Annotated in this window: 15 protein-coding genes; 8 read left to right on the top strand and 7 right to left on the bottom strand. The window is 68.8% G+C overall.

Annotated elements, in window-relative coordinates; all coding sequences use genetic code 11:
* Positions 1-52: 52 nt before the first annotated feature.
* The 3 genes from ACNSN7_RS10450 to ACNSN7_RS10440 form a co-directional block, all read right to left on the bottom strand.
* Complete coding sequence (locus ACNSN7_RS10450; RefSeq protein WP_418282224.1) at positions 53-337, bottom strand: DUF7967 family protein; 285 nt, start codon at positions 335-337, stop codon at positions 53-55.
* 55 nt (positions 338-392) lie between these two features.
* Positions 393-1,580: a chorismate synthase gene (gene aroC / locus ACNSN7_RS10445; protein ID WP_418282223.1), complete on the bottom strand. Its 1,188-nt coding sequence runs from the start codon at positions 1,578-1,580 to the stop codon at positions 393-395.
* Between the two features lie 82 nt (positions 1,581-1,662).
* The gene (locus tag ACNSN7_RS10440) at positions 1,663-2,793 is read right to left on the bottom strand and encodes a S1C family serine protease (RefSeq protein WP_418282222.1); all 1,131 of its coding nucleotides are present in this window, start codon (positions 2,791-2,793) and stop codon (positions 1,663-1,665) included.
* A gap of 105 nt (positions 2,794-2,898) precedes the next feature.
* Here ACNSN7_RS10440 and ACNSN7_RS10435 point away from each other — a divergent pair, with 105 nt between their 5' ends.
* From ACNSN7_RS10435 to ACNSN7_RS10405, 7 genes are all read left to right on the top strand, one after another.
* Entirely contained in the window at positions 2,899-3,675 is a 777-nt protein-coding gene (locus tag ACNSN7_RS10435) for a DUF7983 family protein (protein ID WP_418282221.1), read from the top strand.
* Positions 3,672-5,090, top strand: coding sequence for an oxidoreductase (locus ACNSN7_RS10430; RefSeq protein WP_418282220.1), 1,419 nt, complete (start codon positions 3,672-3,674; stop codon positions 5,088-5,090). Before ACNSN7_RS10435 ends, ACNSN7_RS10430 begins: the two co-directional genes overlap by 4 nt.
* 82 nt (positions 5,091-5,172) lie before the next feature.
* Positions 5,173-5,394 carry a hypothetical protein gene (locus ACNSN7_RS10425; RefSeq protein WP_418282219.1) on the top strand — a complete coding sequence of 74 codons (222 nt, stop codon included), beginning with the start codon at positions 5,173-5,175 and terminating at the stop codon, positions 5,392-5,394.
* A 119-nt stretch (positions 5,395-5,513) separates the two neighbouring features.
* Positions 5,514-6,083, top strand: a complete 570-nt coding sequence (gene hpt, locus ACNSN7_RS10420; RefSeq protein ID WP_418282218.1) for a hypoxanthine/guanine phosphoribosyltransferase — start codon at positions 5,514-5,516, stop codon at positions 6,081-6,083.
* Positions 6,084-6,181: 98 nt separating this feature from the next.
* On the top strand, positions 6,182-6,760 hold the full coding sequence (locus tag ACNSN7_RS10415; RefSeq protein ID WP_418282217.1) for a DUF7978 family protein: 579 nt from the start codon (positions 6,182-6,184) through the stop codon (positions 6,758-6,760).
* A gap of 43 nt (positions 6,761-6,803) precedes the next feature.
* A complete protein-coding gene (locus ACNSN7_RS10410) occupies positions 6,804-7,568 on the top strand; it encodes a Nif3-like dinuclear metal center hexameric protein (RefSeq protein WP_418282216.1) in 765 nt (254 codons plus the stop codon).
* An 83-nt stretch (positions 7,569-7,651) separates the two neighbouring features.
* Positions 7,652-8,314, top strand: a complete 663-nt coding sequence (locus ACNSN7_RS10405) for a S26 family signal peptidase (protein ID WP_418282215.1) — start codon at positions 7,652-7,654, stop codon at positions 8,312-8,314.
* A gap of 118 nt (positions 8,315-8,432) precedes the next feature.
* Here ACNSN7_RS10405 and ACNSN7_RS10400 read toward each other — a convergent pair whose 3' ends face one another.
* From ACNSN7_RS10400 to ACNSN7_RS10390, 3 genes are read right to left on the bottom strand one after another with little or no spacing between them, the layout of a single operon-like run.
* On the bottom strand, positions 8,433-9,224 hold the full coding sequence (locus ACNSN7_RS10400; protein WP_418282214.1) for an ABC transporter permease: 792 nt from the start codon (positions 9,222-9,224) through the stop codon (positions 8,433-8,435).
* Position 9,225: 1 nt separating this feature from the next.
* Complete coding sequence (locus ACNSN7_RS10395) at positions 9,226-10,107, bottom strand: ABC transporter ATP-binding protein (RefSeq protein WP_418282213.1); 882 nt, start codon at positions 10,105-10,107, stop codon at positions 9,226-9,228.
* Between the two features lie 4 nt (positions 10,108-10,111).
* A complete protein-coding gene (locus ACNSN7_RS10390; RefSeq protein ID WP_418282212.1) occupies positions 10,112-11,707 on the bottom strand; it encodes a COG1361 S-layer family protein in 1,596 nt (531 codons plus the stop codon).
* Between the two features lie 310 nt (positions 11,708-12,017).
* Between ACNSN7_RS10390 and ACNSN7_RS10385 the strand changes: the two genes are divergently transcribed.
* Entirely contained in the window at positions 12,018-13,382 is a 1,365-nt protein-coding gene (locus tag ACNSN7_RS10385; RefSeq protein WP_418282211.1) for an adenylosuccinate synthase, read from the top strand.
* Positions 13,383-13,511: 129 nt separating this feature from the next.
* Here the strand turns inward: ACNSN7_RS10385 and ahbB are convergent, their stop codons facing one another.
* On the bottom strand, positions 13,512-14,714 hold the full coding sequence (ahbB, locus tag ACNSN7_RS10380) for a siroheme decarboxylase subunit beta (protein WP_418282210.1): 1,203 nt from the start codon (positions 14,712-14,714) through the stop codon (positions 13,512-13,514).
* Positions 14,715-15,094 lie beyond the last annotated feature (380 nt).

Here is a 15,094-nt window from a genome sequence, read left to right as displayed (position 1 = left end):
CGCTCGCAGTCGGGTCCGGGCTCACGGTCGGGTCCGGGATCGATCGGCCCGTCTAGATGACGTCGTCCGGCTCGTGGTCCGCGATCATCCGCCGGACCGTCGCCGCGTACTCCGCTTCCAGTTCGGCGTCGGCGACCGCGCCGAGGTCGTCGGGGCTGACCTCGAGAGCCGCCGTCGTATCCCGCACGTCGCCGAAGCTCGTGAGCGCCCGCTCCTTGCGGTAGTACCGCGCACCGTCCGGCGTCGCGTAGGTGAGGATGATCAGGTTCTGCTCGTCGTCGGAGTACGTCCGCTCGACCAGCCACACCCGGAGGGTGTCCGCGTTCGCCTCGTTCATACCCGATCGATCTGTGTCCGCTCTCAAGTCCGTATCGGCCCGGATCCGGCGGTCGCTACTCGTTGTCCGGACTGCTCGGATGGTAGTCGGTGTCGTACTGGCCCGGGTTCCCGTCGACGCGGTCCGGGTTGATCCGGCCGGCGAGGAGCATGAAGTCGAGAACGGTGCAGTACAGCATCGCCTCGACGACCGGTACCGCCCGCGGCGGGAGGACGGGGTCGTGGCGGCCGACGACCTGTATCTCCTTCTCCTCGCCGGTCTCCCAGTCGGCCGAGCGCTGCGGTTTCGGGATCGAGGTGGGCGCGTGCCACGTGGCCTCGCCGTAGATCGGCTCGCCGGTCGTGATCCCGCCCTGGATCCCGCCGTGGTCGTTGCCGACGGGGACCGGGTCGCCCGTCTCGCTTTCGACGTGGTCGAACGACTCGCCGTCGTCGAACGTCCAGTCCTCGTTGCGCTGCTTGCCGGTCACGTCGCTGGCCGCCTTCCCGAGCCCGAACTCGACGGCGGTCGTGGCCGGGATCGAGAACATCGCTTGCCCGAGCCGGGAGGGGAACCCGTCGAACCGCGGCGCGCCGAGCCCGCGCGGGACGCCGCGGCACTCGAAGTAGATGGAGCCGCCGATCGAGTCGCCCTCCTCCTGGTACTCCTCGATCAGCGTCTGCATCTCGGCCGCCGCCGCCGGGTCCGCACACCGGACGTCGTTCTCCTCGCTGCGGTCGAGGATCTGTTGGAAGCTCACGTCGTCGGCCTCGACGTCGCCGATCCGGTTGACGTGGGCTTTGATCTCGACGTCGTACTCGGCGGCGTCGAGGACCTGTTCGGCGACCGCGCCCGCGGCGACCCAGTTTACCGTCTCCCGGGCCGACGAGCGCCCGCCGCCGCCCCAGTTCCGCGTGCCGAACTTCGCGGAGTAGGTGTAGTCGCCGTGCGAGGGGCGCGGCGCGGTGACGTACGGCTCGTACTTGCCCGAGCGCGCGTCCTTGTTCTGGATCACCATCCCGATCGGCGTGCCGGTGGTGTAGCCGTCCTGCACGCCGGAGTTGACCGTCACCTCGTCGGGCTCCCCTCGGGACGTCGTGATCATCGACTGACCGGGCTTGCGCCGGTCGAGCTGTGCCTGGATCGCGTCCTCGTCGAGCTCGACGCCCGCGGGACAGCCGGAGACGGTGACGCCCATCGCCTCGCCGTGGCTCTCGCCGTACGTGGTCACCTGAAAGAGGCGACCGAACCTGTTCCCGTTCATACCCCTACCTGTAGTCGGGGGCATTTAGGGGTTACAATCCGTGCAAGCGGGGGTCCACCGCCGCGGACCGATCGGACGGACGTCACGGCTCCGGTCGCGACCCGAGCTCGAGTTCGACCGTCTCCTCGGAGCCGCCGCGCCACACGGTGACGTCGATGACGTCGCCGGGACGCGTCTCCAGCGCGAGGAACCGGGAGAGGTCGGCGTTGGAAACGATCCGGGTGTCGTCGAGCGCGACGACCGTGTCGCCGCCGGTCGGGACGGTCGCCCCCTCGACGGCGGCCTCGCCGTCGGCCCCTCGCAGGACGCCGTCCGACGGGCCGCCCGCCGGCACCTCGGCGACGTACACGCCGCGGGCCTCGGGCAGGTCGTTGGCCTCCGCGAGGAGCGGCTCGACCGCCAGTACGCTCACGCCCATGTACGAATGCTCGTAGCTCCCCGTCTCGATCAGTTCGGGGACGACCTCCCTGACGAGGTTCGCCGAGACGCCGAAGCCGACGTTCTCTCCCTGCGTCGCGGTCGCAACGGCGATCACGTTCCCGTCCAACGTCACGATCGGGCCGCCGCTGTTTCCGGGGTTCAACGCGGCGTCCGTCTGGACCGCGTCCGCGATGGAGAACCGTCCGACCGCGGTCGCGGTCGCGGGGATGGTTCGGTTGCGACCGCTGACGATCCCCTGGGTCGCGGTCCCCGACAGTCCGAGCGGCGAGCCGACGACGAGCACCTCGGTGCCGGTCGGCGGGGTCTCCTCGGCGAGCGGGAGCGGGCCGCCCGGCAGGCTCGCGTCGGTCTCCACGACCGCGAGGTCGCTGTACGGGTCCCGACCGACGACCGACGCGTCCAGCCATCGCCCGTCGGACGCCTGCACGCGAACCCTGTCCGGCTCCGCCAGGACGTGGTCGTTCGTCACGACGTAGTCGCCGCCGTACCGGAAACCCGACCCTTGTCCGGCCCGTCCGCCGCCGTCGCCGAAGAGCGCTTCGGACTGGTCCTCGACGTACGTCTGTACCCGAGCAACCGACGGCGAGACCGCCTCGTACACCGCCTCGTAGTCGGCGTCCGATCCGACGCGCGTGACCTCCGTCGCCTCGGGCGGAGCGGACGCTTCCCCGTCGACGCCGACCCGTCCGCCCTCGCCGGTCGGTGCGAGACAGCCGGCCGTGGCCGCGATCGCTGCCCCGACGCCGAGGAACTGACGCCGCGTTCGTTCCATGGATGAACGTGGGAACACAGTCGGTTAAACGCCGCGACGGAGTCACGCGATCGAGACGGTGGTCGCGGGCGAACCGTCAAATCCCGTGCCGCCCAATGATACGACATGACACGACGAACCGCTCGATGTCCGGCCCCGGACTGCGGGTTCAGCGACGTCCCGTCGCTCGTCGCGGCACACGTCAACGGGACGGAAGGCCCCGAACACGACTGGGCGCGGCTCCCGTACGACGGCCCCGGAGAGTTCCTCGCGACGGTCCGCGAGGGAGACGGTGAGGGCCCCCCCGAAGCACGCAACGATCCGCAGGCGGCGACCGTCGACCCTGACGAAACGGATGGCGATCCCGCGGACGCTGCCGTCGACCCTGACGAAACGGATGAGGATCTCGCGGACGCTGCCGTCGACCCTGACGAGGCGACGGCTGCCCACCGTATCGACCCGGAACCGGTGTTCCGGGCGGTCGACATCGTCCGCGAGCGGGTCGCGGACGTCGAGGACCTCGACGCGCTCGACGTCGCCGAGTTGGCGGACCTGTTCGTGGCGTTCTCCGTGCTCGCGAGCGAGGCGGGAACCGTCCGAAGTGACGTGCGGGCCGCGATCATCGATCGGATCGACGAGGAACGCGAGATCGACGGCGAGCTCGGATCGGTCGGTCGATCGATGTCGACCAGGCGCTCGCTTCGGAACGAGTCGACGGTCCGGAAGGCGTTGTTTCACGCCGGGATCGACCCGCGCGACGCCGAGTCGTTCGATCCCGACCTCCTCGCCGAGCTGATCGACGACGCCGACGTCGGGGTCGAGGAGGACGACGTCTTCGAGACGAGCGAGTCGGACCACGTCCGTCGGACGGACGTCGACGAGACCGCGTTCGAGAACCGATGACGTCCGCCGGAGAGGCGGGCGATCCGGACAGTGGAGCGACACGTCCCGCCCCGCCGACGGTCGATGAGTCGGTACGGATCGGCGGGCTCCGGCTGAACAACCGGCTGTACCGCGCACCCCTCCTCGAGTGCGCCGGGAACGGCGACGACGCGGTCGACCGACTGATCGCGGAGCTCGAACCCGCCGCGGCCGCGGGAGTCGGCTTCGTCCATCAGGGCGCGACGATCGTCCGCGGCGAGGGCGGCTGTGCCGCGCCGGGCATGACTCGGGTTCACGACCCGGCGTTCGTCGCGGAGCTCGAACGCCTCACGGACGCGATCCACGCCCACGACTCCCGGATCGCGATCCAACTCGAACACGGGGGGCTCCGCTCGATGGAGGCGTGGCACGCCGGCTACCGGCGTGCGAATCCGGGGGTCAACCAGCTCGCCGTCTCGGAGCCTCCCTGTCCCCTTCGCGCGCTCGACCGGCTCGGGTTCCTCGACCTCTCGCCGCACGTGCTCACGACGGCGGAGGTCGAAGCGCTCGCGGCCGACTTCGGTCGTGCCGCGGCCCGCGCGGTCGACGCCGGCTACGACGCGGTCCACGTCGCCGGCGCGAACATGGGGATCGCCCAGCAGTTCCTCTCCCCGTTTTACAACCGCCGTGACGACCGGTTCGGGGTCGACCCCGCGGTCGGTGCCGGAACCGCGTTCCTCGAACTCGTCGCCGAGGCGGTCCGGGCGCGCGCCGGCGACGTTCCCCTGCTGACCAAGGTCCCGTCCGAGCGACCGACGCTTCCCGGGATCGGTCCGCATCTGAGCGACGACGACGCGGTCCGCGCGTGCGACCGCCTGGTCGCGGTCGGGTTCGACGCGGTCGTCCCGGTCCGGACGAGCGTCTTCTGGGACATGAGCGTCGTCCGCGGGGAGTTCCCGACCGCGGCGTGGCGCGACTCGCGGTTCCGGGACGGGTACCGCGAGGCGTTCGGGTCGCTCCCGCGCGCGGCAGCGATCGCGGTCGGCAACTGGGCGGAGTCGTTCGTATACGGGTTCGAACCCGGCTGGAACCGCGACCTCTGTCGCCGGGTGCGCGAGCGCGTCGACGCTCCCGTGCTGTGTGAGGGTGGACTTCGCGAGCGGGCACAACTCGACGACGCGCTGGCCGGCGACGCCGACCTCGTCGGAATGGGTCGGCCCTTCTACGCGGAGCCGGAGCTCCCCGCGCGGCTGCTCGGCGCGGACACCGATCCCGGCGTCGACGTCGTCTGTGAGAACTGTAACAACTGCGCCGTCGCACAGGCCGCCGGCGAGTCCGGGATCTGTCGCACGCCCTCCGTGCTGGCGCGTGCCGGGCGACTCCGGAAACACGGCGCGTACGATCGCTCGTCGGGGCCCGAACGAACGAGTGACCGAGACGACCGGAATTATAAGTGAGACGGACGTCGCCGCCGGGACTTTATAGGAGAGACCGACGTCGCCGCCGGGACTTTATAAGCGAGACGGACGTACGCCAGCTGTGCGCAAACGATTGACCTCGGATCTCGGCGTGTACGCCCTCTCCGGGGTGTTCTCGCTCGTCGTCTTCGTCGTCGCGCTGTGGATCCTCTCGACGACGCTGCCCGACGGGCTCGGTGACCGACAGCTCGCAGGGCTCGTGGTCGGCTATCTCCTGTTCGTCGGCGTGTACGCCGTCGCGTGGTTCATTTATACGGGGATCGACGCCCGAGAGGACGTCTGAGCCGGCGGATCAGTGCGTCCGGGAACGCGGTGCGTCCGGGAACGGGGGATGGCTGAGATCCTCGCCCACGGCCCGTCCGCAACCGCCACGCTTTATTTATCCCCCCGAGTACCGGCGACATGGACCAGTTGCGGCAGTCGCTCCTCGACGCGCCGATCATCGAGAAAGGCGAGTACCAGTACTTCGTCCACCCCATCAGCGACGGCGTTCCCATGCTGAAGCCCGAGCTCCTCCGCGAGATAGTCATCCGGATCATCCGGAAGGCGGAGTTGGAGAACGTCGACAAGATCGTTACGCCCGCGGCGATGGGCATCCACATCTCCACGGCGCTCTCCCTGATGACCGACATCCCCCTCGTCGTCATCCGGAAGCGACAGTACGGGCTCGACGGCGAGGTCCCGCTGTTTCAGGAGACCGGCTACTCCGAGTCGGAGATGTACATCAACGACGTCGAGGAGGGCGACCGCGTGCTCGTGCTCGACGACGTGCTCTCGACGGGCGGCACGATGAAGGCCATCCTCGACGCGCTCACGAACGAGGTCGGCGCGGACGTCGTCGACGTCGTCGCCGTGATAAAGAAGGCGGGCGACAACGAGCTCGACCACACCGACTACACCGTGAAGACGCTCATCAACGTCACCGTCGAGGACGGCGAGGTCGTCATCGTCGACGCGCAGGGTGACGACTGAGCGGGAGTTAGGACGGCCCGTCCACCTCACCGACACGCCCGTCCGACTCACCAACGGCGCTCCACCAAACACTTATCCGTCGGAGCTGTCGGCACGGTATGGCCCTCACTGATCGCCGAGACGCGCGTACCGTCGGCGTCGCCGCTGCGAGCGGTACCGCCGCGTACGTGCTCGGCTACCTGCTCGTGTACGTCACACAGCGCCGCGGCGTCGAAGAGCGGTTGAGCGCGTTCAACTTCATGGTCGACCTGTTCGGTAGCGACCCGATCCCCGCGTGGCAGGGCGTCGGCTGGCTGTTTTACAACGCGCACTTCGTCGACACCGAGATTCCGGGATTCGGCGGGACGCGCGTCGAGAACTTCATCGCCGCCTCCGACGACGGGACGTTGACCCTTCTGTATCTCGTCCCGCCGGTCCTGTTGCTCGGGGCCGGGTTCGCGGCGGCGTTCGTCGCCGACGTCGACGACCTCGGCGACGGGGTTCCGATCGGCGCGCTCGTGACCGTCGCGTACCTCCCGCTCGCCGTCGTCGGCGCGGTCGCGTTCGCGTACTCGATCGGGGACGGGTCGATACGGCCGGATCTCGTGACGGCCGTGCTCCTCGCCGGGGTCGTGTATCCGGCGCTGTTCGGGGCGGTGGGCGGCGCGCTCGCCGGCGTCGTCGCAGGCGACTCCTGACCGGGTCGTCGTTTTTAACCGGGGGACCGCCGTAGCCGATCGCATGCAGCTCTCCGAATACGTCCGACGCCTCGACGACCGACTCGACACCGACGCGTACGCCGACGTCGACGCCAGCGCGAACGGGCTACAGGTCGGCCCGGCGGAGGGGACGGTCGACCGCGTCGCGTTCGCGGTCGACGCCGCGACGGAGACGATCGCCGCGGCCGCGGACGCCGGCGCGGACGTCCTCGTTACCCATCACGGGATCTCGTGGGGCGGGATCGACCGCGTCACCGGCCGCGAGTACGACCGGATCGCGGCGCTCGTCGACGCGGAGACGGCCCTGTACGTCTCCCACCTCCCGCTCGACGGACACCCCGAACTCGGCAACGCCGCCGGGGTCGGCGATGCGATCGGCCTCGTCGACCGCCGACCGTTCGGCGAGCTCGGCCCGGTGACGATCGGGACGGTCGGTGGGCTCGACGAGCCCGTCTCCCCGACGGCGCTCCGCGAGCAACTGGACGAGTTCGAGGGGAGCACGACGGACACTCGGGTGCTCCCGTTCGGTCCGGAGCGGATCGAGCGCGTCGCGGTCGTCACGGGCTCCGGAACCGACTGGCTCGACGAGGCGGTCGACGCCGGCGCGGACGCGCTCGTCACCGGCGAGGGGAAAGGACAGGTGTATCACGACGCACGAGAGGCGGGGATCTCGGTGTTTCTGGCCGGCCACTACGCGACGGAGACGTTCGGCGTCCGGGCGCTCCAGGCGCTCACCGCGGAGTGGGACGTCGACACGACGTACGTGAGTCGTCCGACCGGGCTGTAGTCCCTGCCCGCGCGGCCCCGCCCCGTCGCGAACGGGGAGCGAGCGGCGACATCCTCAAGCGCGGCGCGCCCCAGTGTCAGACCGTGAACCCCCGTCTCGCGGGTGACGTCGTCCGACCCGTTCTCCTCGTCGCGGTCGCGACGCTGCTCATCGTTGCGATCGCCGGCGCGTGGCCGCCCCTGGTCGCCGTCGAGACGGGAAGCATGGAGCCGACCGTCGAGCGCGGCGACCTCGTGGTCGTCACCGCGACCGACCGGTTCCCGTGGGGCGGGGTGAGCGCGGGCGACGAGCCCGTTCGAGCCGCCCCCGCGGACGGCGGCGGCGACGTGATCGTCTTCTCGGTCCCGGACGACGACGGGCCGCCGATCCTCCACCGCGTCGCGTTCGCGGTCGAGGCGGGCGAGGACTGGACCCGTCGTGGCGACGACGGCCTGATCGGCGGCGACTGTCGGGAACTCCGACACTGCCCGGCCCCTCACGACGGCTACGTCACGCGTGGCGACGCCAACGACGAGTACGACCAGAGCGCCGGGATCGCGCCGGTCGTCCGACCGGAGTGGATCCACTCGAAAGCGCTCGTGTCGCTCCCGTCGCTCGGCTGGCCGCGGCTCGGTTTCGATCTCGCGGTCTCCCGCGTCGGCGTCGCTCCCGTCCTCCTCGTCGTCGGGGGCGGGACGGCGCTCCTCGGCGGTGTCGGGTTCGTCCTCCTCGGACGCCTTCGCAACGACCTGCGGCGTGACGCGTGAGTCCCCGTCCCCGCTTACGTCGCGATATCCCCGCCCCCGCTTACGTCGCGATGTCCCCGTCCCCGCTTACGTCGCGATGTCCCCGTCCCCGCTTACGTCGCGATGTCCCCGTCCCCGCTTACGTCGCGATGTCCGCGCGTTCGAAGAGCGCGGCGGCGAGGAGGAGGAACACCAACGCGGCGGCGACGAGCAGTAACGCGTCGAGGGCCTCCACCTCGTTCCGGACCAGGATCGCGGCGGGATCGAAGTACCTGGGGAACATGACGTCTCCCAGCCGGTCGTACTCCGTCTCGCGCGTCAACGCTTCGAGCATGTACATCACCGCGATGCCGGCGAACGCCAGTATCTGTGCACGGCGAGCCGACTCGACGACGACGGACAACAGCAGTCCGAACGAGACACACGCCAGCAGGTACGGTATCGAGACGACGTGGAGGACCGCCAGCCAGTAGAGATCGACCGCCTCGTCGATGAGCGCCGCACCGACGACCACGCCGAGATACGTCGCGAGGGAGACGAAGACGACGTCGGGGACCATCGAGAGGAACTTCTCGGCGACGATCCGTCGCCGCGGTAGCGGCGTCATGAGCAGGATATCGATGGTTCCCTGCTCGCGTTCGCCCGCGATCAGCGTCGCGGCCGCGTACGCGAGGTACGCGCCGACGAGCAGCGTCCAGATGAGCCCGTACACCTCGAGCACGAGGAACCCCTCGATCGTCGTTATCGGCACCGCCTCGCCGCCGAACGCCGCCATCAGCGCGTCGGGCAGCGCCTCCATGTACTCCTCGAAGTCCGCCCCCGCCGCCTCGATCGACGGGAATATCAGCACGACCAGCACGACGAATCCGAACATCCCGCCCGCGACCCCGACCATCTGCTTGAACTGTCGTCGCGCCTCGAAGCGTGCCAACTCAATCATCGCGGTAGAAGTGGAGGAATACGTCCTCGAGCGTCGTTTCTCGGATCGTTACGTCGACGATATCGTAGGCGGCCAATCGCGTGAGAAGCCGGTCGTAGTCGTGGGTGACGACCAGTTCCATCGTCGTGCCGTCGACGTCGACCCGCTCCGCGCCGTCGAACTCGAAGTCGGCCGGATCGAAGCCCCCCTCGGCTTCAGCGGTCACGACCTTCCCGCTCTTCCGCATCAGGGTCCGAATGTCCTCGACGGCGACCATCTCCCCGTTCCGGATGATCCCGACGCGGTCGGCTATCTTCTGGACCTCGCCGAGCACGTGCGACGAGAAGAAGATCGTCGTTCCGTCGGCACACTCCTCTCGTACGAACTCGTACACCGTCCGTTGCATGAGCGGGTCGAGCCCCGATGTCGGCTCGTCCATCACGACGAGATCGGGGTCGTGCATGAACGCCAGGATGAACGCGAGCTTCTTTTTGTTCCCCGTCGAGTACTCGCCGACTGGCTTCGCCAGCGGCGGGGTGAAAAGCTCCGACAGCTCCGCTCGCCTGCTTCCCCCCCTGACCGCCTCGAAGTAGTCGAGTATCTCCGTGCCGGTTCGCCCCTCGTGGAACGATCCCTCGGCCGAGATGTAACCGATGCGCCGCTTCGCCTCGATGAGTTCGGACTCCGTGCGCGCGTCGAGTCCGAGGAGCTCGATACGGTCGGCGTCGGACCGCAGGAACCCGAGCATCGCCCGGATGACGGTCGACTTCCCGGCCCCGTTCGGCCCGAGAAAGCCGAACACCTCGCCGGCCCCGACGCGGAACGAGACGTCGTCGACCGCGAGGAAGTCGCCGTATCGCTTCGTGAGCCCGTCGACGACGATCTGATCGAACATGGCTTTACACGAAGCGCCTCCCGTAGAACCACCAGCCACCGGCCACCACGAACAGGAGCACGGCGACCGTGACCACGACCTCGGTGAGCGGCAGATCGCCGTCGGCGGCGTCGGTCACGCTCACGCCGACCGTCGAGGGTCGCATGGTCGCCGGATCGCCGTCGGGATCGATGTACTCGATCTCGACGACCGCGGGGAACCGACTCTCGGGGGCGTCGTCGTCGACGTCGAGGTCGAACGCGACGCGATCGGTCTCGCCGGGGGCCAAGCCGTCAACGACCGTCGTCCGGAACTCGCTTTCGAGCGGCTCCTCGACGACGATCCGGACGCGAACCTCGGTGATCGGATCGTCCCGTCGGTTGGTGACGTCGAGTGTGAGGGTCCCGCTCTCGCCGGCGGCGAAGGCGGCTCCGACGGGGGCGACGTCGACCGCGTCACGGCGCTCCGCGACGGCCACTCGGGCGGGCAGGGTCGTCGATCGGTCGGTGTCTGCCGCCGTCCGATAGCTCGCGGTCACGTCGAGCCGCTGTGGAACCGGATCGGCCTCGGACGGGACGACGCCACGGAACCTGAACGAGGCGTTCTCGTCGGGGGCCAGATCGCCGACGGCGTAGGTCGGGCTGGCGAGTTCGATCCGAGCATCGCCGACGGAGAGGACCACGTCCTCGACGGGCGCAGGGCCCTCGTTGGTGACGGTCCCGCGGATCGTTCCTCGCTCCCCGACCCTGAGCGTCGACTCGTTGACCGTCAACGAGAACGCCTGTTCGTCGGCCGGTCGGAGGCCGACCGACAGTCCGTCTCGCTCGGTCGCGACGCCGTCGCGGTCCGTGAACCGGACGGTGCCGGCGAGCGTGACGTTCCGAACCGAAGCCGACGGACGTATGGAGGCGTCGAACGCGACCGTCGCGTTCTCGCCCGGATCGAGGCGGTCGATCCGAGCCGTGTTTCGCGGTCCGTCGCCGAGGGTCACGTCGGAGGTCGTCGACTCGAGTTCGAGGGTGGTCTCGCGTGCCGGCTCGTTCCCGACGTTCGTGACCTCGGCGAGCAGCGTTCCGCTGTCGCCGACCTGCACGTCGCTTTCGACCGTTCGGACGTCGAAGCGCGCGCCGTCGGCGACGACGACGTCGACCGACGTTCGCACGGTCCGCGTTCGCTCCTGGACGACGCTGCTTCCCGGTGCGTACATCGACGTGTACGAGTAGCGCACGCGGACGTCGATGGAGTGCTCGCCGGGGGCGACGTCGTCCGGAACGGTGATCCCGAGCGGCACGTCCCGAACGCCACCGTCGGGGACGGACCCGATCGACTGTCGCCGTGTGGAGACGTCGAACGGACCGGCATCAGTCACCTCGACGGAGACGGCTCGGGCGGTCGTCACGGTGTCGCGCTGGGTGACGGCACCGCTCCGGACGCTCCCGTCGTTCGCGATCTGAAGGGTCAACTGTGCGTCGGTTCCCGGCTCCACCTCCGGCTCCGGAACGTACACGTCGATGTCCGGCTCTCCGCTGACGTACTCTCCCTCCTGTGCGGCGGCGAGGCCGGCGGCCGTCAGGGCGACGACGAGCACGGCTACGACGGCGAGGACCGTTCGAGAGGGCATCTACACGCTCCTGTGTCGGTCGTGACGGCCACCGATCGAGACGACAGGACCGACGGATGAACCGTGCGTTCGAATCATCTGTGTTGTCACGTTTCTCAGAGAACACGTATATATCTAGTCGGAGGTTCTCGACGAGTCGTGCCGTGAGCGGGCTGTGGTCTCGAGGTCTGCAACTCCGCGTGTGTGCTCGAGAACACGCACGAACGTCGACATCGGTCCTGCTATCCCTCTGTATGGATGCACGATCGTGTGTGTCCGGCGCGGACGGACCGTAATCTGTTTTACCCCCCGCTTGGAACCCATGAGCGGTATGACTGTCACCATCGTCGGCTCCCAACTGGGAGACGAGGGCAAGGGCGCGCTCGTCGACCGGTGGGGAGGGGACGCGGACGTCGTAGTCCGTTATCAAGGCGGCGATAACGCCGGCCACACCGTCGTCGAAGGCGGCGAGGAGTACAAACTATCCCTGGTCCCGAGCGGCGCGGTCAGGGACAAAGTCGGGATCCTCGGCAACGGCTGTGTCGTCAATCCTCGGACGCTGTTCTCCGAGATCGACGACCTCCGTGACCGGGGGCTCGAACCGGACGTCCGGATCGCTCGGCGCGCGCACGTGATCCTCCCGTATCACCGAGTCCTCGACGGCATCGAGGAGGAGGTCAAAGCGGACGACGAGTCGGGCGTCGAGGTCGGCACCACCGGCCGCGGGATCGGTCCCACCTACGAGGACAAGGCGGGTCGCCGGGGCGTCCGGATCGGGGACCTCCTCGATCCCGAGGTGCTCCGCGAGCGACTGGCGTACGCCGTCCCGCAGAAACGGGCCGTCGTCGAGGACATCTACGGACTCGACATCGAGGGAACCGACCGCGAGGACGCGTTCGACGTCGACGCCCTTCACGAGGAGTTCGTCGAGATCGGCGAGCGGCTCGCCGATGAGGGGATGACCGTCAACTGCAGCGACTACCTGTACCGCCGCCACGAGGCCGGCGACCGGATCCTGTTCGAGGGCGCACAGGGGACCTCGATCGACATCGACCACGGGAACTACCCGTTCGTCACGTCCTCGAATCCGACGGCGGGCGGCGCGGCCGTCGGCTCCGGCGTGGGCGTCACCACGGTCGGCGACGGCGAGGTCGTCGGCATCGTGAAGGCGTACCTCTCGCGGGTCGGCTCCGGACCGCTCCCGACGGAGTTGGACGGCGACGAGCGGGAGGAGGCGCTCGCCGACGAGATCCGCGAGAAGGGCGGGGAGTTCGGCACCGTCACCGGTCGCCCGCGCCGGATCGGGTGGCTCGACCTCCCGATGCTCCGGCACGCCGCGCGCGTCTCCGGCTTCACGGGCCTCGCGGTCAACCACGTCGACGTGCTCGCCGGGCTCGAGGAGCTACAGGTGTGTACCGGCTACGAGCTCGACGGCGAGGAGATCGACACCGTCCCCACGACGACGGAGCGCTGGGCGCGCTGTGACCCCGTCTACCGCGAGTTCGACACGTGGGAGGAAGTCGACTGGACCGCGGTCGCCGCGGACGGATACGACGCCCTTCCCGAAGCGACGCGAGAGTACCTGGAGTTCCTCGCCGCCGAGGTCGACGCCGACGTGTACGCCGTCGGGGTCGGCCCCGACCGCGAGGAGACGATCGAGCTCGTCAATCCGTTCGAGTCGTCCGCGTCCGAGTAGTCGGCGTTCGATCGTCGTTGTCGAGTCGCCAGCGTCGATCCGTCGGTTTCGATCCGTCGACTTCGATCCGTCGACTTCGATCCGTCGACTCCGCGGTCACACATCGTCGGTGATCACGTGCCCCCGGTATCACGTGTCCTCGATACCGCCAGTCGAGAGCAGCGTCTCGTATCGCGTTCCGGTCTGCTTGAACCGTTCGACGGTGTCGAGACTGGTGTACGGGTACGGGAGACGGTCCGTCGCGAGCTCCGTGATCCACTCGTCGACGCGGTCGGGATCGCGGCCATGGACCATCGTGAAGAGGGTGAACGGCCAGCCACGCTCCGGCCGTGCCGGCCTGTGGTAACACTTCGTGACGTGGGGACACTCGCTCGCACGGGCTCCCGCCTCGTCGATTTCGTCGGACGGGACGTCCCATGCGACCAGACGGTTGTGTCGGAACCCCACCGCTCGGTGGTCAATGACGAGTCCGAGCCGCTTGATGAATCCGGCCGCGACCAGCGACTCGATCGCGTCGACGATCTCGTCAGCGTCGACCGAGAGGTCGTCAGCGACGTCCGCGTACGGCGTGGTCGTGATCGGGAACCCGTCCTGTATCGCCTCCAGGAGGCGACGGTCGAGCGTGGAGAGCTCTCCGTCGTGGGGAGAGTGAGGGGAAGTAGGAGCACTGCGTACGTCGCGGCTCGTCGCGGACGACCCATCGCGACCGGGGCTCGTCGCGGTACCCTCCCGATCGGTCTCGAGCGGAGGATCGATCTCGAGCGGAGAACTGTCGGCCGTCCGGTCCCCGATCACCGGGAACTGGAGATCGAGTGCGTACTCCGTTCGCTTGGGAAGATTCAGCGGATCGTATCCCGTCCTGTCGGCGATCTCGTCGAGGATCGCGTTCCTGCGTGCCCGCGACTCGGCGGTCACCACGAACCACACGTTCCACTCGTGGTCCCGACGGTAGTTGTGTGTGACCTCCGGGTAGCCGTTGACGACGTCGACGACCGTCCCGAGCGCGTCGTTCGGGACGCGGAGCGCCGCGAGCGTCGACGACCCGATCGCCGACGGGTCGAGCACCGGACCGAGCCGTCGGACGAGCTCGCGACGGTCGAGGTCGCGAACGCGCTCGACGATCGCGGCGGGTTCGATCGACGTCGACTCGTCGTCCGGAACACACGATCCGTCGTCCGCGGTGTCCGACGCGACGGCTCGACCGACTGCGTCCGAGAGGGAGTCGAACGGACGTCTTCGGACGGGGAAGCCGCTCTGGAGTCCGTCGAGGAGAACCGCGTCGACGTCGTCCACGTCGGACCGCCAGTCGTTCGCGGCGTTCGCGCCACTCATGACGATCCCAACGAGGACAGTGAAGGAAGCGGTTCGTATCCATTATGCACCCTTTTAAATCCTCATCATCGGACACATCTGGTTCCGATCGCGGTCAATACGGACACAGCGGCGATCGATAGCGGGAGTGAGTGTTGCAGTCCGCCGGTCGGGATACGGTATTTAAATAGCCGTGAGCGACGGCGACAAACGCTTATAAGCGAACGACGCGGCGGCGCGCGAGGGAGTCAGGGGCGGTCGCCGAGCGGTTCCGGCGACCGTCCCTGACGAGGCTGGGGAGGCGTGAGGCGCGGTGCTGTGCGGGGTGGGACTCAAAGGGGCAGCCGCGAGGGCGAAGCCCGCCGCAGCAAGCACCGCACCGGGCTGTGTGGAGAGGGGCG

Source organism: Halorubrum rarum (assembly GCF_048380895.1).
Lineage (GTDB): Archaea > Halobacteriota > Halobacteria > Halobacteriales > Haloferacaceae > Halorubrum.
This window is presented reverse-complemented; position numbering and strand designations above follow the sequence as displayed.